The 20631-nt window shown below is 61.0% G+C and carries 22 protein-coding genes and 1 pseudogene; 12 read left to right on the top strand and 11 right to left on the bottom strand.

Features of this window, described 5'->3' with window-relative positions; translation table 11 throughout:
• Window positions 1-10: 10 nt before the first annotated feature.
• Complete coding sequence (gene trpY, locus NJU76_RS07490; protein WP_254532144.1) at window positions 11-514, bottom strand: TrpY family transcription regulator; 504 nt, start codon at window positions 512-514, stop codon at window positions 11-13.
• A 167-nt stretch (window positions 515-681) separates the two neighbouring features.
• On the opposite strand from trpY, the gene NJU76_RS07485 reads away from it, so the two are divergent.
• Window positions 682-1428 (top strand): hypothetical protein, encoded by a 747-nt coding sequence (locus tag NJU76_RS07485; RefSeq protein WP_254532143.1) that lies wholly within the window; start codon window positions 682-684, stop codon window positions 1426-1428.
• An 85-nt stretch (window positions 1429-1513) separates the two neighbouring features.
• Here the strand turns inward: NJU76_RS07485 and hisB are convergent, their stop codons facing one another.
• Complete coding sequence (gene hisB / locus NJU76_RS07480; protein ID WP_254532142.1) at window positions 1514-2101, bottom strand: imidazoleglycerol-phosphate dehydratase HisB; 588 nt, start codon at window positions 2099-2101, stop codon at window positions 1514-1516.
• A 503-nt stretch (window positions 2102-2604) separates the two neighbouring features.
• Here hisB and hisI point away from each other — a divergent pair.
• Both hisI and NJU76_RS07470 read left to right on the top strand, forming a co-directional pair.
• On the top strand, window positions 2605-2973 hold the full coding sequence (hisI, locus tag NJU76_RS07475; RefSeq protein WP_254532141.1) for a phosphoribosyl-AMP cyclohydrolase: 369 nt from the start codon (window positions 2605-2607) through the stop codon (window positions 2971-2973).
• A 1-nt stretch (window position 2974) separates the two neighbouring features.
• A complete protein-coding gene (locus NJU76_RS07470; RefSeq protein WP_254532140.1) occupies window positions 2975-4153 on the top strand; it encodes a DUF7118 family protein in 1179 nt (392 codons plus the stop codon).
• Window positions 4154-4332: 179 nt separating this feature from the next.
• On the opposite strand, the gene NJU76_RS07465 is transcribed toward NJU76_RS07470, so the two are convergent.
• Both NJU76_RS07465 and NJU76_RS07460 read right to left on the bottom strand, forming a co-directional pair.
• On the bottom strand, window positions 4333-5787 hold the full coding sequence (locus NJU76_RS07465) for a PH domain-containing protein (protein ID WP_254532139.1): 1455 nt from the start codon (window positions 5785-5787) through the stop codon (window positions 4333-4335).
• A gap of 11 nt (window positions 5788-5798) precedes the next feature.
• The gene (locus tag NJU76_RS07460) at window positions 5799-6224 is read right to left on the bottom strand and encodes a PH domain-containing protein (RefSeq protein WP_254532138.1); all 426 of its coding nucleotides are present in this window, start codon (window positions 6222-6224) and stop codon (window positions 5799-5801) included.
• Window positions 6225-6929: 705 nt separating this feature from the next.
• Between NJU76_RS07460 and NJU76_RS07455 the strand changes: the two genes are divergently transcribed.
• Both NJU76_RS07455 and NJU76_RS07450 read left to right on the top strand, forming a co-directional pair.
• A complete protein-coding gene (locus tag NJU76_RS07455; RefSeq protein WP_254532429.1) occupies window positions 6930-7340 on the top strand; it encodes a universal stress protein in 411 nt (136 codons plus the stop codon).
• Between the two features lie 107 nt (window positions 7341-7447).
• Window positions 7448-7894 carry a hypothetical protein gene (locus NJU76_RS07450; RefSeq protein ID WP_254532137.1) on the top strand — a complete coding sequence of 149 codons (447 nt, stop codon included), beginning with the start codon at window positions 7448-7450 and terminating at the stop codon, window positions 7892-7894.
• 216 nt (window positions 7895-8110) lie between these two features.
• On the opposite strand, the gene NJU76_RS07445 is transcribed toward NJU76_RS07450, so the two are convergent.
• Window positions 8111-9436, bottom strand: coding sequence for an ABC transporter substrate-binding protein (locus NJU76_RS07445; RefSeq protein ID WP_254532136.1), 1326 nt, complete (start codon window positions 9434-9436; stop codon window positions 8111-8113).
• Between the two features lie 268 nt (window positions 9437-9704).
• Between NJU76_RS07445 and NJU76_RS07440 the strand changes: the two genes are divergently transcribed.
• Entirely contained in the window at window positions 9705-10013 is a 309-nt protein-coding gene (locus NJU76_RS07440; RefSeq protein WP_254532135.1) for a hypothetical protein, read from the top strand.
• Between the two features lie 182 nt (window positions 10014-10195).
• Here NJU76_RS07440 and NJU76_RS07435 read toward each other — a convergent pair whose 3' ends face one another.
• The gene (locus NJU76_RS07435; RefSeq protein ID WP_254532134.1) at window positions 10196-10528 is read right to left on the bottom strand and encodes a 2Fe-2S iron-sulfur cluster-binding protein; all 333 of its coding nucleotides are present in this window, start codon (window positions 10526-10528) and stop codon (window positions 10196-10198) included.
• Between the two features lie 338 nt (window positions 10529-10866).
• On the opposite strand from NJU76_RS07435, the gene NJU76_RS07430 reads away from it, so the two are divergent.
• Together NJU76_RS07430 and NJU76_RS07425 are read left to right on the top strand one after the other, a co-directional pair.
• Complete coding sequence (locus NJU76_RS07430) at window positions 10867-11577, top strand: ester cyclase (RefSeq protein WP_254532133.1); 711 nt, start codon at window positions 10867-10869, stop codon at window positions 11575-11577.
• Window positions 11507-12784, top strand: a pseudogene (locus NJU76_RS07425) (RNA-guided endonuclease InsQ/TnpB family protein). The gene NJU76_RS07430 and the pseudogene NJU76_RS07425 overlap by 71 nt, the downstream one beginning before the upstream one ends.
• A 303-nt stretch (window positions 12785-13087) precedes the next feature.
• Here the strand turns inward: NJU76_RS07425 and NJU76_RS07420 are convergent.
• The 3 genes from NJU76_RS07420 to NJU76_RS07410 all read right to left on the bottom strand — a co-directional run bounded on the left by NJU76_RS07420 (window position 13088) and on the right by NJU76_RS07410 (window position 14214).
• On the bottom strand, window positions 13088-13567 hold the full coding sequence (locus NJU76_RS07420; protein WP_254532132.1) for a type II toxin-antitoxin system VapC family toxin: 480 nt from the start codon (window positions 13565-13567) through the stop codon (window positions 13088-13090).
• 10 nt (window positions 13568-13577) lie between these two features.
• Entirely contained in the window at window positions 13578-13847 is a 270-nt protein-coding gene (locus tag NJU76_RS07415; RefSeq protein WP_254532131.1) for an AbrB/MazE/SpoVT family DNA-binding domain-containing protein, read from the bottom strand.
• A gap of 184 nt (window positions 13848-14031) precedes the next feature.
• Window positions 14032-14214 carry a hypothetical protein gene (locus tag NJU76_RS07410; protein ID WP_254532130.1) on the bottom strand — a complete coding sequence of 61 codons (183 nt, stop codon included), beginning with the start codon at window positions 14212-14214 and terminating at the stop codon, window positions 14032-14034.
• 403 nt (window positions 14215-14617) lie between these two features.
• On the opposite strand from NJU76_RS07410, the gene NJU76_RS07405 reads away from it, so the two are divergent.
• The gene (locus NJU76_RS07405; protein WP_254532129.1) at window positions 14618-15091 is read left to right on the top strand and encodes a redoxin domain-containing protein; all 474 of its coding nucleotides are present in this window, start codon (window positions 14618-14620) and stop codon (window positions 15089-15091) included.
• Window positions 15092-15868: 777 nt separating this feature from the next.
• Here NJU76_RS07405 and NJU76_RS07400 read toward each other — a convergent pair.
• Window positions 15869-16042, bottom strand: a complete 174-nt coding sequence (locus tag NJU76_RS07400) for a DUF1059 domain-containing protein (protein ID WP_254532128.1) — start codon at window positions 16040-16042, stop codon at window positions 15869-15871.
• Window positions 16043-16508: 466 nt separating this feature from the next.
• Window positions 16509-17885 (bottom strand): phosphoglucosamine mutase, encoded by a 1377-nt coding sequence (gene glmM / locus NJU76_RS07395; protein ID WP_254532127.1) that lies wholly within the window; start codon window positions 17883-17885, stop codon window positions 16509-16511.
• 93 nt (window positions 17886-17978) lie between these two features.
• Between glmM and NJU76_RS07390 the strand changes: the two genes are divergently transcribed.
• From NJU76_RS07390 to NJU76_RS07380, 3 genes are all read left to right on the top strand, one after another.
• Window positions 17979-18893 (top strand): HVO_0234 family beta-propeller protein, encoded by a 915-nt coding sequence (locus tag NJU76_RS07390; RefSeq protein WP_254532126.1) that lies wholly within the window; start codon window positions 17979-17981, stop codon window positions 18891-18893.
• A gap of 135 nt (window positions 18894-19028) precedes the next feature.
• A complete protein-coding gene (locus tag NJU76_RS07385) occupies window positions 19029-19886 on the top strand; it encodes a ribose-phosphate diphosphokinase (RefSeq protein WP_254532125.1) in 858 nt (285 codons plus the stop codon).
• Between the two features lie 99 nt (window positions 19887-19985).
• Window positions 19986-20525, top strand: a complete 540-nt coding sequence (locus NJU76_RS07380; RefSeq protein WP_254532428.1) for a heme NO-binding domain-containing protein — start codon at window positions 19986-19988, stop codon at window positions 20523-20525.
• Window positions 20526-20631 lie beyond the last annotated feature (106 nt).

Genomic DNA, 20631 nt, shown 5'->3' with positions numbered 1-20631 from the left:
CGTATCGTCCTCACTGAAGTTCGATCTTCCGGACGAACTCGAGGTCGCGAATCGCGGTAATCGCCTCGCCCGGCAAGTCCTCGTCCGTAATCAGGTACAACCGCGGTTCGTCGGTAAACTCCGGATCTTCGCTGATGGTCTGGCGAATCGAGATTCCATGGTCGGCGAGCGTCCCCGTGATCGCGGCGACGATCCCTTCTCGTTCGGCGTCGTCGACGGCGATCGATAGCACCGTCAGGTCGAGGACGGGAGCCAGATCCATCAGGCTCGGCACTTGCGAGATGTTCTGAAAAATACGGCGCAGTTCGGGATCCTTGAGGATGACGTCGGTGGTCGAGTCGACGACTCGGCGATCGACGCCGATCTCGCGGGCGATTCCGGTGTTCGGAATCTCGATACCGCCCGAGACGACCCTGCCCTCGTCGTTGACCGAGAAGCCCCGCTCTAGCAGCAGGCGAATGACGGCCTGCTGGCTCGGCGACCCCTTGAATTTCTCCATGATCTCGTCGAACATTCGATATCGGGTCTACGGACGCTGCAGTATAATGTTCGGTGATCCTCCTCGTATTCCTCGTATCGATTGAATCACTCTCTCGACACCGCTGGCCAGCCGGCGTCGAGCCATTTTCTCGTAGTGTGAGTTGACAGATGATTTTTACGCTCCGCGAAAGAGGCGATACTATGCGCGAACTCCGGAGCTGTGATTTCTGTGGTGCCGACGCTGCGGGTACGTTCGAGATCGTTCCGCCGGTGCTCGAGCCGACAGAGGCCGAACAGCGCCGCGTCGTCCTCTGTCCCGACTGCAGGGAGCGACTTGAGGCGCTGATCGAGCCGCTGATCGCTCGCGCCGGCGTCGACGTCGACGTCGAATCCCGCACCGAAGGCCGACAAGGTGAGTCGACGGAAAACGGAAGTAACGAGAAGACAGGAGCGGTCGTCGCGACGGCGAACGAATCCACGGAGAAGCGTCGTCGAACACCGAGTTCGAACGCAACCGGCTCGGAGCCGACAGGCAGTACTGGATCCGAAGTCGAGACGAATTCCGACTCCGGGACGGAATCGTCCGCAGAGACGGTACTCGAGGACGGAATCACGTTCGAACGCACCGAATGCGACTCGGTCACGGTGGACGAGTGCGAGCCCGGTTCTGGTGGCACTACAGGTTCGAGGACCGAATCGTCGGCCGACGACGGGGTCGATTCGAGTGCATCTACAGCGGCGGTGGGGCCGTCGAACCCTACCCCAGGAGCCTACAGCAAGGTCGTTCGGCTCCTTCGCAACCGCCATTTTCCGATGCAACGAAGCGCTGTCGAGGAGCTGGCGGCAGGAGCCTACGATCTCGAGGGTCACGAGGTCGAGGCCATTATCGACCACGCAGTCGAAACCGGGGAGTTCGTCGAGGAGCGAGAGATGCTCGTCAGGCCGTAGGCCGTAACGATGCGTGCACGTCTCGTTCGTTCCGAACGTTCTAGACGCGACTACGGGAGATGTCCTCCGTGGGTCACGTCGGCGGTCAGAGGGTGCCTTTCGTACTCGGCGTTCCCTCCCGCCTGTCGTCGATTCGCGTCGCGTCGTCGAGACACCGCGTGAGCGCCTTGAACAGGGCCTCGACCTCGTGGTGGGCGTTCTCGCCGGTGACTTCGAGGTGGAGCGTTAGGCCGGTGTTCATCGCGAGCGATTCGCCGAAGTGACGCGCCATGTCGCTGGTGAATTCGCCGATCGACTCCTGGGAGAACCGTCCATCGAAGTAACAGCGCGGCCGTCCACTCACATCGACGACCGCGCTTGCGACGGCTTCGTCGAGCGGAACGCGTCGATCAGCGTATCGGACGATCCCCGACCGATCGCCGAGCGCGTCGTCGAACGCCTCGCCGAGGACGATCGCCACGTCCTCGACCGTGTGATGGTCGTCGATCTCCAGGTCGCCGTCACATTCGATCTCGAGGTCGAACAGCCCGTGTTTGGCGAACGACGTCAACATGTGGTCGAAGAACCCGATCCCCGTGTCGATCGTCGCCGCACCGCTTCCGTCGATCTTGAGCGTACACTCGATCGACGTCTCGGCTGTCTCACGCGTGACCGTTGCCGTTCGCTCGCTCATGGAGAATTCATTCCGCCCCCAGTACAAGGGGGTTCCGTTCGTCGGCGTCGGATCGGTCTGATCGGCGACCGCTACGACGAGGTCCTCTCGTGATCGATTGAACCGGATTACGGACCGAGACACGGTATTGAAGATATCGCCGGAGCTGGCCGGACCGCACGGTTCCGGCTGGTTGTACCCTCACGGGTCATTTCGAGAATCGGCGAGCCGTCCCGATGCAAACGCGATTTGTCATCGTTGGTGGTCACTCCCGGATAGAGGTGCGGAACGTGCCAGATCCGTACCGCGGTCCGTAACACCGGCCGACCTCGATCGCCCTCGTCACTCTGGCGAACTATTGCTGGAACGGGAGAAAGACGCTGGAAGCGCGACGACACCGATCACGGAAACACGGTCCCCATACCCGAACGACAGCCGCGTGACCGCGACGTGGTTCGAACGCCGATTCTCGGAGTCCTGGCCGCGGCAAAAGACCTATCGCTCGGACGAACAATATCTCGACTATGGACGACGAGGTTTCGGTCGACTTCGGCGAGGACGGACTCGTCCCAGCCGTGGCACAGGACGCCGATACCGGCGAGGTGTTGATGCTCGCGTACGTCTCCCCGAAAGCGCTCGAGCGAACGCGCGAGACCGGGCGGGCCCACTACTACTCACGGAGTCGGGACGAACTCTGGAAGAAAGGGGCGACGAGCGGCCACGTCCAGGCGGTCGAGGAGGTTCGAGTCGACTGCGACGCCGACACGCTCCTCTATCTGGTCGACCAGGAGGGCGGGGCGTGTCACACCGGTCACCGATCGTGTTTCTACCGGACGATCGACGGTGAGATCGTCGGCGAAGAAGTGTTCGACCCGAACGCCGTCTACGAATAGGATGAGCGATCGCGCCCACCTGACGGACGTCGGCTCCGACAGCGGAGCCGGGACCGACGAGACGCACAGCCCGCTCGAATCGCTCGAAGCAGCCCGGAAGCGCCTCGAGACAGCCGAACGGCGGATCGAAGATCGCGGTGACGGGTCGGTCGAGGAAACTGCGAACGCCTACCGTGACGCGACGAAGCTGTTAGAGGAGTACGTCGACCGCGCGACCGGGACCGGCCGGGAAACCTTCCAGGCCTACGTCGAACTCGAGGGACGGTTCGATACGCTCGTCACGAATCTGCCCGACGACCTCGTCGAGTACGAGGCGTTCGAGGACGCATTGGATGCGATCGACAAGCGCCGGCTCAGCGAGTCCGACTTCGACCGAGCACGCGAGGCCCTCGAGCCCGCAGCACGGTGTGCGGACCTGCTCGACGAACGCGACGCCGCTCGCGAGGAACTGGCGGACGCGCGGACAGCCGCGAGCAAGCGACTGCGGACGCTCGCGGACGAAATCGCCGAGCGCGAACGGCTGCTCGAACTCGCGAACGCCGACCTTGACGCGCCGGTCGAACGCCTTCGAGAGCCCATCGAAATCTACGACGAGGCGATCCGCGACGCGTTCGACGCGTACCGGCTCGAGGCCTCCGCACGCGAGGTGTTCGACCTGCTCGAGCGGAGCCGATGGTACCCGTTCGTGAACTACGGACTGCCGCCGCCGGATCTGATGACGTACGTCCGAACCAATTCAGCGGGCGAGTACACGATCCCAGAACTGCTCGAGTACGCCGAGTACTCCCGGTCGAAGCTCTCCCACTACGTGGATAGCGCGGACGAACTCAAGCGCGTCGTCGCGACCCAGCAGACGTATCTCGACGGCATCGGCCCCGAACCGCTGACGATCGACTGGCCGCCGGAGCCCGCCGGCGCACTCCGCACCAGGGCGCGGGAGTATCGCCCGTTCGTCGACCGCGTCGCCGACGAGGACACCGTCGCAGCGCTACGCGAGGTTCGACTGCTCGCGACAGACCCCGAGTACGACCGCCTGCAGACTGCAGCGCAGACCCTCGATCGGCTTACGCACGCCGAACGCGAGCGGCTGACAGACGGCCGCGTCGAAGCCGAACTCGAGGAATTACGTACGGACCGCGAGCGACTCGAGGTCGCGCTCGGAGACAATCATCTCGAGTGACTCGGCGCCAGCATTTTATTTTCCACTCGGGCCCTCGTTCGTTCATCGCGACCACGGGTCGTTCGAGGGCTCGAGGAGCCGTCTCGTTATGCAGTAGCATTCGTTCAGAGTGAGAGTCGGGCCCAGAAGGGATACGACGGATGCAGAGAGCAGCGACGTAAGCGAGGGCAGATCGAAGATCAGAGATGTCGCCGTAACCGATCACCGAACTCCATCGCTGTTTCAGTATCCACGTCGGGGATACTCGCACCGATCGAAAGTGGAAAGGCAGCCGTTTCGACCCGCAACGTCGAGAGTCCGTGACGGCGTTGCAGTACGGTCTGGGAGACAGTGTACCGCTGTACGTTTCGATAGGGCAAGATATACTCCCGCCGTCGCCAGAAGCCGTTACACACTCGAAGGTGGTCTGTCCCGAAGGCATACGAGATATTGGACCAACGAACGTGCGCCGCGACGAGAGCTACCAGTACCGGAATAACGGACGCCGCAAGCGGAATAGAGGCGAGCGCAGCGGCATAGTCCCGACCGAGGACCGTCGCAGAGGCGGCGAGCAGCCCGGCCAGCAGATACCGGACGAGATATCTCCTCCGTGCATATTTCGGGACGGTCGCCGTCTCGTCGAAGTCGAACGGGAGAACCAGTCGCGCAATTTCTTCGGCGTCCGCTCGAGGCGCTAGCGGAACGAGCGTCGTCTTCGAGTCGAACGGCATAATCTCACTTCCACCCGCCGTCTGGATTTCGAGTTCCGTCTGCCCGAGGGCTCGAAAGAGCGGGTTGTCACTACATCGGACGATCTGGACGTTATCGATCGGAATCTCCGCTTCGACTCGAGTGAGGAGTCCGTGACGTCGGTACAGCGTGTCGTCGTCACGCGTGAGTCGAAAATCGTACAGTCTGATCGCCGACCGGGCGGCACCGACGCCCCATCCGGCGATGGTCGCGAGAACGATCAGTCCGCCCCACTTTGACGATCCGAAGCCGACGGGGAGAACGGACCGGACGGACGTGACGATCAGAACATCGAGCGAGGCCGTCGCCTCGAACGGAAGGATCGCAATCGAAACGACGGTTCCGACCGCGAAGATAACCGGTGCGTAGTGAATTCTGAGCAGGCTGTACGCCGCTAACCGGCAGGGTGCGAGATCGTATAACCGCGTTTCGTCCGACCGAGACGCGTGTGAACGAGCGAGACGCCTCGACTCGAGCGTGTTCCGTAGCCTACTTGCCGTCTCCGGAGAGACGTATCGAAGTTCGACCTCACTTTTGTCACGCGTTCCGGCAGTTTCGCAGTGTATTCCGGTGACGCCGAACAGTCGGCTCGCGGGAGACTCCAGCAGCCGTACGTGTTCGATTCGATCGAACGGAACCGTCCGATGACGACGGCGAAACACGCCGGAGCGGATGCTGATCTCGTCTTCGTCCGTCACGTGATAGGTAAATCGAGACCAGTAGAGGCTTTCCCACAGTGCCGCTGCGAGGAAATAGAGGAGTACAAACGGGAGCAGATAGCGAAGATTGCGAACCCCGTCCTGATACACGAACAAAACGCCCGTTACCAGGACGACTGATAGACTCACGTCGTCCATCGCACGGCAGACGATCGACCTCACGTGGAGTCTCGAGGCGTCAGTCATCGTCCGATCTCTCACGATAATCGCTCCTGAAGAACGAGCGCATCACTCGAGTCGAGCCCGGGGACGACCAGATCCGAACGTGGCGCACCGGCGGTGTAGACGACGAGGCGGGACAGTCCGAACACTCGCTCGAGCGGCCGTGCCTCGACGTCGATATGCTGTATCTGCTTGTAGGGGATGAACGTCTGTTTCGTTCGGAGGACGCCGCGCTGGAGGCGGAGTTCCTCGTCCTGCATCACAACGTCCCAGGATCGGTACTGAAGCAACAGATAGGCGAGCCCGATGACGAAACTAACCCCGGGGACGACGATAATCACGGTCGGTGAAACCGGGTCAACGGACGATTGCAGGACTCGCAGCGAGCCGTACATGAGGGCAGAAATAACGAGGAGATATACAGTCCAGACGAGAACAATTCGTCTATTCAGCCCGACCATAGTATCATCGAACCGTGTATGTACAGTCAGGACGGTTTCCGCTCGAAGCCTGATACGTTTCGGTAACTATCCTCTCTCGTACCGTCGTCGGAAGCGTTTCAGGGTCCCGACGTCGACCGTTGAACTGAGCGGAGCCGATCACACTATGTTTTAATAAGAAATTCGCCGCAAATATAGCTACTGGGAATGGCAGATGGATTAGCGAAACGTTCGAAGTCGGCTGTGAAAATAGGCCTCGGGGTCGTCGTCTGCACGCTCGTACTCGGTTCACTACGTATAGGGAGTGAACGAGCGGAATTCGCACTTCGGATCCTTGTTCAAGCCGCGATACTAGCCTATGGAGTGAACGAAGCGTATCAACGGCGACAGCAGGGAATTCCCGCGTCAGCAGCCGTCCTTCTCATCATTGGCGGGGGCTATGGGTGCTACCTCGTCTGGATAGACATCACTACATTCACAAACGTCCTGTATCTGGGGCTCGTTGGAGGTGGCCTACTGGGTGTACGAATCGTGGATGGTTGACGCCCTTCCTGCTTCGAAGGGTGGGGCTTTCTCCGTGACTCTCCGTGCCTGAATGCGATGTCGATGTGCCCACTACGCAGACGGAGTACGACGCCCGACGAATTCGGGAACGGACCGACGTGCACCGACTGCTATGATTCGAACGACCGAGCATTTTCCACAGTTGGACTCGTAGTCTCTGTCATCCCACGACACATCCTGGTCCCGATGGACGAGTCCGGACCGGCTCGAGCGGCGCTCGAGTACGCCCTCGAGTGGGTTCCCGCCGATCGCGTGACGGTACTCTCCGTAGTGGACGACCTCGAGGCGAGCTACGGCGGCGTCGCGTCCGGAGACCTCGAACCTGCGTTCTTCGACGACGTTCGGCGGACGGCCGACGAGTACGATCGACCGGTCGAGACGGCCGTCGTCGAAGGGAGCGGGGCGGCGAATGCGATCCTCGAATACGTGAGGAACGGGGATATCGACGCGATCGTTATGGGAAGCGACGGGAAAGCCGGCGTCTCGCGGGTGTTGCTCGGAAGCGTTGCGGAAGGAGTCACACGCCGGGCGTCTGTTCCGGTGACGATCGTGCCGGAGGGGCAAGGGTACTGAGCCAGCGAAGACGTCGTGTCGGTTTCGAAGTGGAGAGACCGACGTCCCGAACCGGCCGTTGAAACTCGACCCGAAGGTTCATTTCATTGGAGTGTCAGGTACTGAGCATGTCTCGCGCCCCCTCCAGACGCACCGTTCTCGGATTGATCGCGGCGGGTGGAATCGGCGGGCTTGCAGGGTGTAGCGCCGTCAATGCGTCGGGAAAACCCGCACACACGGTGAGCGTGTATCTCAGCGACCGCGAGGTCGCCCGTGAGACGACAGTTACGGTCGAAGCGGAAGACGGAACGGTCGTATTCGAACGCGAGTATACCCTCTCCGACGACAACGAAGCCCACGAGGACGCGACGTTTCCCGCGTCGGCCGACCCGCACGACGTGATCACAACGGTTGACGGGAACCGATTCGAACGGCCGTGGCCGGAATTCAGCGGTCCCAACAACGGGTGTTCCGACGGGAACTGGGAAGGAATCGAAGTGTGGATCGAAGGCGGGGCGGAAGAGTCCCCGACCGTTCGGTTGGAGGGCAACTGCCAGCACGTCACACTCGACTGATCTTCTCCTCGTCTTCAGTCCTCGAGCCACGCTGCCGAACCGAATTCTCGCCAGTGCGTCTCGGAGTGCGTCGGGCGAGAGTGCGAGTAGAGCGCCGAGAGTCGCGCGAGTTCGCCGGCATCGATCCAAGCCGAGAGAAGGGGTGATCCGACCACAACGGACCCGAGCGGGGGACGGAGTACTGACCCGGTACCGAAAGCTGTCGCCGTGGAAATTCTATCGTTCGTTCCAGTTTGGCGTCGGATAGATGGGGTCGGACTCGCGGACCCCTTCCGGCCAGACGATCTGTTTGCCCACGTCGGGTTGCCACTGGTAGACGACCATATCCCGCGGAATGACGCGCTGGTCGTCGAACTGGATCGGGCCGTAGAGACTGTCGAACTGGACGGTTCGAATGGCGTCGCGCACAGCCGTTGGTGTGACCTCGTCGACCTGCGCGAATGCGCGCTGGAAGGTCTGGACGACGGCGCTGCCGGCCGCACTGTGATAGTCGGGGTCGTACCCGTACTCGCTGTTGACGGCCGAGATGAACTCGCTCGTCGACCCGAAGACGGCATCCTCGGAATCGACGGTGCTCGCCCACGGCGATGGACCGTACCAGTAGTCCCCGTTCGCCCCCGTCTGCTCCTTGAAGGAATCGGTGAGGGCTCCGACCGTGGCCATCGCCATGTCGACGTCGATGTTCCGACGCGCCATCCCCTCGGCCGCGATGATCGCGTGCTCCTCGTGTGCGTTCAGGATGAGGACGTCTGCGTCGCTCTCCTGAACCCGCTCGAGGAGCGTCGAGAGGTCCGAGGTCTCGCTGGGAAACGTTTCGTCGACGACGATGTCGATCCCCGCCGACCGGAGCTTCCGGCGGTCACCCTCCGCGCTGCTCTGGCTGAAGAGATCGTTTTCGACCAGAATCGCCGCTGACGACGGTGGCTCCGACTGTGCCATCGCCATGTCGATACTGGTATGTGAGTACGTGTCAGCGAGCGGTAACAGGCTGAAAATCCACTCGTTGTCCTGGCTGTGTATCTCCTGACTTGCGCCGCCGCCGGAGACCATCGGTCGGTGGGCCTCCGCCGCAACCTCGCTCGCCGGTAGCGTCACCGAACTCGAGTAGGGCCCGAGTAGATAGTCGACGTCTTCCTTGGCGACGAGTTCCCTGTAGATGGCCTCGCTTCTCGAGGGGTCGCTCTCGTCGTCCCGCAGGATCATATCCAGCGTGTAGGTATTTCCGTCTCCGGCCTCGACGCCTCCCGCTTCGTTGATCCGGTTAATAGTCAGCTCGTAGGCGTCCCGGTACAACAGACCGAGGTCGGCGTTTTCCCCGGAGAGGCTCATCGAACCGCCGAGCGTGATCGTGCTTGCAGACGGTGGCCGCTCACTGTCACCGTGCACGGTGCCGTCGCCCTCCGTCTCGTTTTCCGGGGGTGTTTTCTCCGACCCACTGGCCAGACAGCCCGCGAAACCGGCTACACCGGTCGCCCCGGCGGCTTTCAGGAACCGACGCCGGTTGGTGCTTCGCGTATGATTGTCAGTTATCGATGGTATCATTGGAATGACGGTCCGGAGAAATTTCCCACGAGTCTCGAAAAGTAGCTTTCCGGTAACAGCGATGAATGTACTCGGACTCGAACGACGCTCGAGGGAGAGGCCATCTCACGCGGCGTCGGGGAGAACAGGTCATTGTAGATCGCGTACAGGGAGGGTGCACAGGGGGGACTCGATGTATCCAGAACTCGCACAACGGGGACGGGCAGAGCACAGCGGAGTGATGGTTGCAAGGAGGAGGTTAATAGGGGCCGATGGGGCCAACCCACACGTGTCCAGACTCAGAACGCACGCGGTCGTGATCGAGTCGATCGATCAGCAGCTCCTCGAGCGCCTCAAACATCGGTTGGAGGACGAGTTCGACGACGATATCGAAACCATCGAAATCAGGACCTCGTTCGACGAGGCGATCGAACCGATCGGGGTGGCACTCGAACTCATGTTCGCCACACCGCTCTCCGGCGCAGTCGGGGACCGAACCGACGAGGTAATCGCCCAGGAAATCGACGATCGATACCGCGACCAAGCCGACGCGAAGGCGGGAGTGAAAGTGACGGAAACGAAAATCGCGGTAGAATAGGTGGCGTGTGGATTGACAGCCGATCACGTCGCGCTCCCGGCTCGAGGATCACCGATCGATCGAGTGAGACGACCGCGGAATCCGTCGAGTGGGACGACTGCGTATCGATCGTCGACGGCGGAGGCGTCACGGGGTATCCTCCGGGGCTCGTGTGACCGCTGGGTCGGCATGACCCGCAGCAGTCACGAATCGTCGTCTTCGATTTTCTGGCCCCAGTAGCCCGGGTGTTTCCGAACGACGAGGTCGTCCTCGATCGGGAGCTGACACGACAACCGCAGTCCGGAGTCGAGGCTGTGTGGTGGGAGCTTGAGACGGCGGCGCTCCTGGCCCGTCGGTTCGGCGACCTCGCCCGCGACGATTTCGACAGCGCACGTCCCGCAGATCCCGTTGCCGTGACAGTTCGCGTACTGGGCTGCCCCGTTGTGAGGGGAGAGTCCGGCATCGAGGAGCGTTCGACGGAGGTTGTCACCGGTGTCGGCTTCGATCGTTTCACCCTCGAATTCAACTGTGGGCATGTACCACGCTGCCACCCCCACGCACAAATACGTTCGACCCCGAATCCGCGCGATTTAAGCCGCCGCTCTCGGCAACGACTCGGTCGCTCGAGCGGGAGCTGTCGTATTCAAGGCCCGAATGCAGCACGACGCGAATCAGCACGACCGATATTCTCCCACCGGACGGTTCCTGTCGCTCCGGCGAGGGCGACCCCGTGCCGTGGGTTCGACGACGCTTTGCCGGTCGCGTACGTCCGATGGAGATAGTACGTGCTCCGTCGTATTCTCCACAGCTTCGAAAACCCTCTCCTGTCTCTGATCGTGGTTGGGATCGCTCCCACACCACGCGGGATGACACCATGACCGACAAACCGCACGCAGCAGACGGGCTAGTTCGCCGAACGCTACTGAAAGACGGCGCGATCACGATGGGTGCACTCGGGATGATGACCTCCGCGAGCGCCAGCGACCAGGCTGGAGTGGAAGGAACTCCCGGGGAACAGGGGAACAAAACGATCGTACGGCGAGCCTCGTTCGACGTGTACAACGAGGGCACTCTCGAAGTGCTCGACGAGCAGGTGAGCGACGACGTCGTGCTGTACGATATTAGTGGGTCTCGGGTGATTCGCGGCCGCGAGGCGTACGAAGAGTACGTCAGAGTATTCGGGGACGCCTTCCCGGATTTCAGCGTTACGATCGACTCGATCATCGGGGAAGGTAACCTCGTAGCAGTTCGTTACACGGCCAGTGGGACCTTCGAGGGACGATTGCCCGGGCGCCCGGGGCTCGAGCCGACCGGCCAGGAGTTCGAGGTAATCGGCATGGAGTTCGATCGAATCGAGGACGGACGGTTAGCTGAAAGAGAGGGTGCTACGCCCCCGTCCTCGAGGAGCGACCGACGGGAGCGAGGAGGGCGGGGATACAGCACCCGCACGATCGTCACACACCGTTACTCACAAACGCTTAATAAACCACAATTCATAGACGAAAACAAGTCGCATGGAGTACAGTCCACGATACCGTCTCTTTCCCACCACCACCCAACGGGAGAGTCTCGACTGGACTCGTGACACCGTGCGACAACTCTACAACCACGCCCTCCACGAATTCACCGAGATACCAGAAGACGAGGGGACGCTTCGACAGCGTGTCTGGCACGTCCGAGATGAACTGCCAGAACTCAAACAACAGTGAACTGACCTCAAACAGGTCTACTCCACCGTCTTGCAGAAAGCTGTCGAGCGTATCCGAACCAACATCACCAACCTCGGCACACTCAAAGCCAAGGGATACGACGTTGGCTCGCTGAACTGGAAGTCACCGCGTGAGTATCGGAGTTTCACGTACCGGCAATCGGGCTTCGAACTCGACACGAAGAGTGGCCCGAGAGACCGAGCGATACTCCGACTCACAAAAGTTCGTGGTGAAACCATCGAAATCCCACTCCGACTTCACCGTGACCTTCCCGACCACGATGCTATCAAAGAAGTCACGGTGAAGAAAGAACCCACTGGAGCGTGGTACGCTTCGTTCTGCATCAGCACCGACACGCCAGAGAAACCAGACTCAGCTGACATTGAGCCGGAAGACACGGTTGGGATCGACCTCGGCGTTCTCACCTTCGTCCAGGATTCGGACGGACGCTCCGTCGGACGTCTTGACTTATCCGACGAGCGAAAACGCCTCGAACGTGAGCAGCGTTCGCTTTCTCGCAAGCAATACGAGTCGAACAACTGGGAGACGCAACGGCGGCGAGTCGCTGAAATCCATGCTCGCATGTCGAACAAGAAGCGAGACTATAAACACAAACTCGCGCACTATTACACGACCGAGCACGATGCCGTGTTCGTCGAAGACCTGAACGTGACGTCACTGCTTGAATGCAGTGGCAACGCGCGGAACAAGGCCGAAGTCGGCTGGCGAAACTTCAGTACGATTCTGAAACATCACGGTCGGAAGAACGGGTGTCACGTCATTGAGGTTCACCCACATGGGACGACAACGGAGTGTGCGTCGTGTGGTATGGAGACTGAGAAGCCGTTGTGGGTCCGCGAACACTCGTGTCCGTCGTGTGGGTTCGAATTGGACAGGGATTGGAACGCGGCGTTGAACATCCAGTCGCGTGGTCTGGAGAACCTAGGAGTGGTTCACTCCGAAGCAACGCCTGTGGAGACTGCGACCGCTGTGGATACAGTTCCCGTATCTGCAAGTCGCGTCGTCGAAGCAGGAAGCCCTGCCCTCAAGGAGTCGCCAAAGGCGACGAGTAGGGCGGGGTAGTTCACTCGAGATTTGGCAACTATACGATACACTCTCGTTCCTCGAGCAACTGGGAGCGAATCCGGCAGAATGAGCTCATTGAAACCTTGGGATGGTGATATGTTTTGCCGGCCCTGCCGAGTGACCACCTCCCCGGTGTAGGCGCCGGGGCCGTTCCAGAGAGCGAGAGTGGTCTGCGCACCGTTTGAACACGTTGTCGCCGAGGCTGGGCTCGACGATATGAGGGGCGCAGCTTGCAGACCCGAGACGTCCACAGGGTACGCCAATCACTCAGTACAAGCCAGACGGATAACGCTCGGGCGACTACCCGTCGATGAGTGTTAGCTTCTCGCGTTTCTCAGTCGAGATTGGGTTGACGTATTTCACGTCTTCGCCGTCGCAAAGGTCGTCAAAATCGCTGTCGGTCGTTATCAAGTAATCGGCATCATACGTCCGCGCGAGAGTGATGATGAACGAATCATACACGTCGTGATTTTTCTCGGCGCTAATCTCGTATGCTTCGAGAAGCGTCGTCTCAGTGGCGCCCACAATTCGTGCGGGGCTGCGGACGAGCGATTGGATCGCATTCCGAGCAGCAACCGCATCCACGCCGAAATTGCTCGTCATGAGATACTGCGCTCGGAGCGGATAATAATCGAACACGAGCAAGACGTTCGGCCCATCGAGTACGTTCTGGATCCATGGGTACACATCGTCATGCGCGGGATGATCATCCGTGAGCCCTATTGCGAGCACGTTCACGTCCGTAAGAATCGTCACCTCAGTCGGGAGAGAATCAGTCATCGGCGCCACTTTACCGATCCATCGGCCCGAAGAGCGTTTCTCCGGCATCGGTCGGTGTCGTGTTCTCCCAGTCATCTCGGCCTGCCGTTGCCGTCTCTAGCTTCGAACTCGGTTTCGGATTGATTTCGAGAACGGATCCAACGAGGGTCGCAGGAATCTCATCGTTCGATTCGATTCCTAACCGGTCCCGGACCTCTTTCGGCAGGGTCACTCGTCCTCTATCATCAACCGTGAGCGTAAGTTCCTCTCCGTGGTTCGCTTCGAACGAAGTTCGTCCCATTTCTGACCACCTAATTCCCACTACAATACTGACATATATAACGTTTGCGTCAGTCAGAACCGTCTTTCGGCCGATTAGAGTCTCATTCTCGAGTTCGGTTACGATCAGTCGTGATCTACCAGTTTTCGCCTCGAGGTGCCGTCTCGAAGGCGAATCCGCTCTCGAGGACGAGCGGCGGAAGTCGCTACTCGCCGTCGCGCTTCAGGGCGCACGGGAGAACCGCACAGCCACAGGGGCGGACGGATCCGGAAAGCGGACCGGTCGTGATCGTTCGGTACACTCGCTCACCACAGCGCGGGCACGTGGGGGCCGACGACTCGAGGTCGTTGGTGGGAGCGTCGTCGGCGTCGGTGTCCTCATCCGTCACGCCGACCACCGAGCGTCGTGTCCGATAACCGGAAAAACGGTGCTATCGCTGGTCGTAGTGGTCGATTCGACGCTCGTGCGGGACGTTTATATCTCGATACAATATGAGAAATAATACTCGCAAAGCAGGTGTTCTTTCCAGGCATCGTCTCCGGTGTTTCACCACCCGGGGCATTTCGTACCGCGCGTGCCCTCTCGCATTCGGAAACGAACTTCAGACTGGATTGTTTCTCCATAGTAACTTATATCTATTGCTAATACCCCGCATTTAATCACGGATATAGGCAGAAATTGTGAATGATTTCGGTTGACGGACGTTCACGAAACGTGGCGAGACACCGTTCGGAATACCGAACCAGTACGGCCGGGGATTTAGGACGCTGAGGAGGGTACGAGTTCGTGCCATGGTTTCGACAGGCGACAGTGCACCGACGTTCACGGCGACGTACAAGGGCAGCGACCACGAGACGTTCGACCTCGAGAATCATCTCGGCGATGGACCGGTCGTGCTCGCATTCTTTCCGGGGGCGTTCACGCCGCCCTGTACGAACGAGATGGTCGCCCTGCAGGACAATCTCAATCGGTTCACGGACGCCGATGCGACAGTCTTCGGAATCAGCGCCGACTCGCCGTTTTCCCAGGGTGCGTTCGCGTCCGAGTACGACCTCGAGTTCGACCTCGTCAGTGACATGAACGGCGACACGATCGAGGCGTTCGATCTCTTGATCGACATCCCCGACCTGGGCCTGTACGAGGCCGCCAACAGGGCCGTATACGTGCTGGACGACGAGGGGACTGTGACATACGAATGGGAAGCCGACGACCCGACGAACGAACCCGACTACGACGAACTGAGCGAGGCCGTTCAGAACGCCTGAAATGGACCCCTGACCCCGATCGATCCGTTCCGATACGGTGGCTCCGTTGCGGTCCTCATCCGGTTATCGGGTGTACCGAACAGGTAGACGGCCACGTACTGATCCGAGCACGGTTTCGACACCCCGACAACTCGAGGGACTGTCGGACTCGATTTCAGTCCTCGACTTCTCGACGAGTCCGTCTTCGGTCGATTCAAGATCTAACGAACTAGCCTCGGTGTGGACGAAATCACATGCTAACTATGAACTGCGAACACCCGAAATTAGCCAATGACGATCAAAAATTGATGACATCTGTGAGACCATACGCTACAAAATAGAAATCGATACTCGACCTCGCCACCGGTCGTTAGCTGTAATTGAGGGCGCTAAGCCCCCTTCCTCAGCGAGCGAAGCGAGCAGGGAGGGGATACAACGCCCGCACGTCTTGGTTTCGTGTGAATCGGCACCTTTATTATCCTTCGGTAGAAAGTGAGAATAAGATGCTCACCACGCCTCCGGCGGTGTTCAAACGCGACAACAAGCGTGCATCGACGGTTGTGGCCGAGTGTCCAACCGGTAGGAGTGGGACACTCCGAACCACCTGTCAAGGGAAGCCGCCTGTGGAGTCTGGAACCGTCCGCAGAACGCCAACAGCGTTCTGCCGGGCCGCACGAGACGCTCCGCGTCTTGTGGACGCTGTGGGGACGTTCCCTGCACGTTCCGACACCGAAGCAGGAAGCCCTGTCCTTAACAAGCGAGGGCTGGGTAAGCCCGAGCGCGGTAGGGCAGGGTAGTTCACACGACTTGCAGATATTCCTCCCGAAGTTCGTCGCCCGTGTACTCTTGGCCGTGGACATTCTTCATGTGTTTCTGAGCCAATTCGACCGCTTCTTCTTCGTCTTCCGATTGAATGATGAAACGGCACGTATCCGATACCGCTTCACAATCGAGTTTGTGAGCATTGGCCATGATTTTCACCCCTGCTCCGCTTCTGTGACGAGTGCTTTGTAGCATAACTATTGCTACCATGCACCAATGAATCTACTGCAGCAGATTACTTATTTATTTTTATCGAAAAATATTTACAACCCGAACGGAGAATCTTTCGTACAATTAAGTCGGACCGCTACAGACGAGGCACTCAAATCAGACGAATCGATAGACGCCTCGCCGATTGATACAGAATCCGTACGTCCAGATGGACCGGTTGTTATTGCACGTGGCTCGCGGACGGAAATCTCGCGTCGAAATCATCCGTAGAATCACCGCTTTGGTCTTGGCAAACAGAAAAAACGGCAATCCGATACGTTGCAACGTTTTCTTGTGAAAATCACTCGAGAACGAAACACCGACTCATACGGTCTGCTGTACCGATGTACCGGTGCACCCGCAGGACGGTCGCGGTTGCACCGGCAATGGCTTACAGTAGTCCGTATCAAGCGTCGGCTTTCGCGTCGGCGAGCGCCTCGTACATGTCGTCGGCGAGATCCGTGGCCCGATCACCGTCGCGAGCTTCGGCGTAGATTCGGACGAGTGGTTCGGTGCCGGAGGGTCGAGCGAGCACCCAGGCGTCGCCGTAATCCAGCCGGTAGCCGTCACGAGTGTTGAGCTCCGCCTCGGCGATCTGGGCCTGGTTGGCTGCCGCGTCGAGCATCGCGTCACGTTCGGCCGTCGACTCGTACTCGACGTTTCGTCGAACGTTAACGTAGCCGTCGAACGGCGCGACGATCACGCTGACCGGCCGATCGGCGACCAACTCGAGAAAGCTCGCGGCCGTGTAGGCCCCGTCGCGCGCGAGCCGGTAATTCGGGAAGAAGATACCCCCGTTGCCCTCGCCCGCGATCGGCACTCGTTCGCCCCTGGCTTCGAGTTCCTGAATGCGCGTGATGATGTTTGTCGAGCCGATGGGCGTCAATTCGATGTCGGCGCCAACGTCGGTGACGACGTCGACGAGCCGCTGGGAGACGTTGACCGCGGAGACTGTGGTGTCGCCGGCCTCGAGTTCGGCGGCGGCGAGCGCGGCGAGGGTCGCATCGCCTTCGACGTACTCGCCGTTTTCGTCGAAGAAGATGGCGCGGTCGGCGTCGCCGTCGTGGGCGATGCCGACGTCGGCGTCGGTCGCGCAGACGAGTCGGCCCAGGTCGGCGAGGTTGTCGGGGATGGGTTCGGGATCACGACCGGGGAAGTGGCCGTCGGGCTGGCTGTTGACGGTGACGACGCGACAGCCGAGTTTGCGGAAGAACGTGGGGCTGATCAGCGATCCCGCTCCGTGACCCGGATCGAGTGCTACAGTGAGGTCTGCGTCGGCGATCGCCGCTCGATCGGTGGCGGCGAGGAGTTCGTCGACGTATTCGCGCCCCGCCCCCTCGATATCGTGAACGCGACCCGTCTCGTCCCAGGGCGCGACGGTAAACGACTCGGCGAGGAGCGTTTCTTCGATCGCTTCGAGCGCCGAGACCGAGAGTTCCACGCCATCGCTGCCGACGAGTTTGACCCCGTTGTACTGCGGCGGGTTGTGCGAGGCCGTGATGACGACGACGGGGACCCCTTCCCGTTCGGCGTAGGCCTGTGCCCCTGGCGTGGGGATGATTCCGAGACGGTCGACGTCGGCACCCGTACTCGCCAGTCCGCTGGCGGCCGCATCGGCCAGCATCTGTCCGGTGTGGCGAGTGTCGCGGGCGATCGCGACCCGATTCCCATCGCGATCGCCGTCCCAGGTCGTCCCGGCCGCTTTCGCGACTCGCAGGACGAACGCGGGCGTCAGTTCCTCGTTGGCGACGCCTCGCGTCCCACTCGATCCGAAGACTTGCATCACTCCCTAGTCTGTCCGGACTCCCCAAAGGGATTCCGAAGCGCCGTCCCCGCAGGACGGAACGTTTTCGGCCCGGCCCCGCGACGATCACGTATGAACTCGATCGAGGAGAAACGCGTCTTCGGCGACCAAGAGGGGGCGATCACTGCCTACGTCGCGAGCGCGAACGGCGTCGTTCGCGTCCGCGTCGCAGGCGACACCGTCGGTGAGTTCGGGCTCTGCGAACGCTGTGCCGCCCGAGGCGTCGCGGCGACCCGCCGCCGCGTCGCCGTCGCGACCGACGAGGACGTCCGGGTAGTCGCGCTCGAGACGGAACTCGACGCCGGCGCCACTGGCGACGTGCCGGTCGCAGGTGGCGGTGAGACGTTCGTCGAAACGGGGTTCGGTCCGGCCGTCGCCGTCGGCTTCGACGGCGAAGAGTTGCTTGCGGCCGGTCCGGACGGTCGGATCGCGCGCCTGCCGGCCGAGGCCGACGAGTGGACGATCCTCGAGTCGGGCCCCGACACGGCAGTGCGAGCGATCGACGGCGACCTGATCGGCACAGATCGTGGCGTCTACCGCGTCTACGACGGTGGACTCGATCACGTCGGACTGACGGACGTTCGGGACCTCTCGGCCGCCGGCGTTCCGCTGGCCGCCACCGGGAACGGGCTCTACAAACTCGGTAACGGCTGGATGAACGCACTCGAGGGCGCGTTCGAGACAGTCGCGGCGGATCCGCGCTCGCGGCGTGGTAGACTCGAGCGCGCACACGCCGTCTCGGGCGACGAACTCTACGAGTACGAAACCGACGGGGAGTGGGCTACTCGGGAAGGCATTCCCGATGGGGACGATAGGATCGTCGGGTTCGGTTACGGCGACACCGTCTACGCCGTCACGGAACGAGGAATGTTTCTGTCTGCGATCGACGACGGCTGGCGGACACGATCGCTCGGAGTCATGGACGTAACCGGGGTGGCGATTCCTGCAACGGCGGCTCCGGCGGTCGACGGGCGCGAACTCGCCTGATAGTGAGTAGCAGCGCAATCCATAGTTTTGGCCCGCTACTATACAGAATCTGATTCTGCCCGTTGCGTCGAAAATCCTGCGGCAAGCGGCCGGAAGAACGAAAACTGGTTTAATCCCCGGGCTGTCCCACCGACTATGATCGTTAGCGGATCCGCGTCGCAGGCCCTCGCCGCGGCGCTCGCGCGCGAACTCGAGGAACCGCTCGCAGCCGTCGAGTACGACCGCTTCCCCGACGGCGAACTGCTGGCCGCCGTCCCCGGCGTCGCCGACACACGCCCGGAGCGAGCGGTGATCGTCGCCGCGACGGTTTCGAGCGACGCCCATCTCGAGGTGCTTCAGCTACAGGATGCCGTCCGCGCGTCCGGCGTCGAGGAGGTCGTCACCGTGTTGCCGTACATGGGATACGGTCGGCAGGACGAGGCGTTCGAGGCGGGTCATCCCGTGTCTGCCCGTGCGGTCGCCCGGGCCATTTCGACCGGCACGGACCACGTAGTGACCGTCAATCCCCACGAAGAAGCCGTCTGCGAGTACTTCGATCCGACCGCGACGGCGGTCGACGCAGCCGGACGGCTGGCCGAACCGTTGCCCGACGACCTCGAGGACCCGGTTTTCCTCTCGCCGGACGCGGGCGCGATTGATCTCGCCGAAACCGCTCGCGATGCCTACGGCGCGGGTGAAATCGACTACTTCGAGAAGACCCGTTACTCCGGCACCGAGGTCGAGATATCTCCGAGGGACGGCACCGTGACCGGCCGCGACGTCGTCGTCGTCGACGACATCATCGCGACGGGGTCGACGATGAGCGAAGCCGTCGGCGTCTTGCAGGATCGAGACGTCGGTCGCGTGTTCGTCACTTGCGTCCATCCACTACTCGCCCGCAACGCCGTTACGAAGCTCTCTCGCGCCGGCGTCGAGGCAATCTACGGCACGGATACGATCGAACGAGGCGTCAGTACCGTCTCGGTCGCACCGACGCTCGCGTCGCACCTGTAAGTAAACCATTAAGTAGTCGCCTGACACTGCCATAGTTATTAGCCCGTCGCACGACACGAGGTAAGCGCAGTAGGCGACGTGATGAGGCACCAGGACCAGATGCACGGAATCGTCCACAAATCACTCAAAGAATACGTTATCGAGCGAGCCGACGACGACAGCTGGGAGACTATCGTCGAGCGATCCGGCATCGAGCCGAAGCTATATCTTCCCGTTAGCCGGTACGACGACACGGAAATCGACGCCATCCTCCAGACGCTCACGGCGATGGCGACACAGGACAGATACACGATCGAACGGGATTTCGGCCGGTCGCTCGCTCCTCAACTACTCTCGACGTTCAGCGCCCACATCCGTCGCGAGTGGGACCTGGCGGGGTTCCTCGGCTCGCTCGAGGACGTGTACGAAGACGTCGACGATGCGACGGCTGACGCAGCGCTCCCGGAACTATCCTGTACGCGTAAGTGGAACTACGCGTCCGTCTCCTACGACACCCACCGGAAGAGACAGTACTGTGGACTGGCTCACGGCATCCTCGAAGGTATCGTCATCGCCTTCGACGCGAACGCGACCGTCAGGAAGACAGCCTGCGTCGACGACGGCGCCGATGCGTGCCGATTTCGCGTCGACCTCGAGTAAAACGGCCACGGGCGGCTCTCGACCGATTTCGTTTGGGGGTGTCTCATGCGAGTAGGAGCGACGGCGGACGGGATTCAGCGACGGCGAGCCTGCAGTGCGCCGAAAA

Origin of the sequence: Natrinema gelatinilyticum (assembly GCF_024266705.1) — an archaeon.
In the GTDB taxonomy this organism is placed as follows: domain Archaea; phylum Halobacteriota; class Halobacteria; order Halobacteriales; family Natrialbaceae; genus Natrinema; species Natrinema gelatinilyticum.
Note: the sequence above shows the minus strand (reverse complement) of the source record. Positions and strands in the feature narration are given on the sequence as shown.

Bases quoted from the DNA above. Each gene is read 5' to 3' on its own strand.
- NJU76_RS07390 (WP_254532126.1), top strand. From the start codon at position 17,979: ATGAACTCGATCGAGGAGAAACGCGTCTTCGGCGACCAAGAGGGGGCG.
- NJU76_RS07470 (WP_254532140.1), top strand. From the start codon at position 2,975: ATGAGCGATCGCGCCCACCTGACGGACGTCGGCTCCGACAGCGGAGCC.
- NJU76_RS07460 (WP_254532138.1), bottom strand. From the start codon at position 6,224: ATGGTCGGGCTGAATAGACGAATTGTTCTCGTCTGGACTGTATATCTC.
- trpY (WP_254532144.1), bottom strand. From the start codon at position 514: ATGTTCGACGAGATCATGGAGAAATTCAAGGGGTCGCCGAGCCAGCAG.
- NJU76_RS07485 (WP_254532143.1), top strand. From the start codon at position 682: ATGCGCGAACTCCGGAGCTGTGATTTCTGTGGTGCCGACGCTGCGGGT.
- NJU76_RS07415 (WP_254532131.1), bottom strand. From the start codon at position 13,847: ATGGGACGAACTTCGTTCGAAGCGAACCACGGAGAGGAACTTACGCTC.
- NJU76_RS07380 (WP_254532428.1), top strand. From the start codon at position 19,986: ATGCACGGAATCGTCCACAAATCACTCAAAGAATACGTTATCGAGCGA.
- NJU76_RS07450 (WP_254532137.1), top strand. From the start codon at position 7,448: ATGTCTCGCGCCCCCTCCAGACGCACCGTTCTCGGATTGATCGCGGCG.
- hisB (WP_254532142.1), bottom strand. From the start codon at position 2,101: ATGAGCGAGCGAACGGCAACGGTCACGCGTGAGACAGCCGAGACGTCG.
- glmM (WP_254532127.1), bottom strand. From the start codon at position 17,885: ATGCAAGTCTTCGGATCGAGTGGGACGCGAGGCGTCGCCAACGAGGAA.
- NJU76_RS07400 (WP_254532128.1), bottom strand. From the start codon at position 16,042: ATGGCCAATGCTCACAAACTCGATTGTGAAGCGGTATCGGATACGTGC.
- NJU76_RS07405 (WP_254532129.1), top strand. From the start codon at position 14,618: ATGGTTTCGACAGGCGACAGTGCACCGACGTTCACGGCGACGTACAAG.
- NJU76_RS07430 (WP_254532133.1), top strand. From the start codon at position 10,867: ATGACCGACAAACCGCACGCAGCAGACGGGCTAGTTCGCCGAACGCTA.
- NJU76_RS07465 (WP_254532139.1), bottom strand. From the start codon at position 5,787: ATGACTGACGCCTCGAGACTCCACGTGAGGTCGATCGTCTGCCGTGCG.
- hisI (WP_254532141.1), top strand. From the start codon at position 2,605: ATGGACGACGAGGTTTCGGTCGACTTCGGCGAGGACGGACTCGTCCCA.
- NJU76_RS07445 (WP_254532136.1), bottom strand. From the start codon at position 9,436: ATGATACCATCGATAACTGACAATCATACGCGAAGCACCAACCGGCGT.
- NJU76_RS07420 (WP_254532132.1), bottom strand. From the start codon at position 13,567: ATGACTGATTCTCTCCCGACTGAGGTGACGATTCTTACGGACGTGAAC.
- NJU76_RS07385 (WP_254532125.1), top strand. From the start codon at position 19,029: ATGATCGTTAGCGGATCCGCGTCGCAGGCCCTCGCCGCGGCGCTCGCG.
- NJU76_RS07435 (WP_254532134.1), bottom strand. From the start codon at position 10,528: ATGCCCACAGTTGAATTCGAGGGTGAAACGATCGAAGCCGACACCGGT.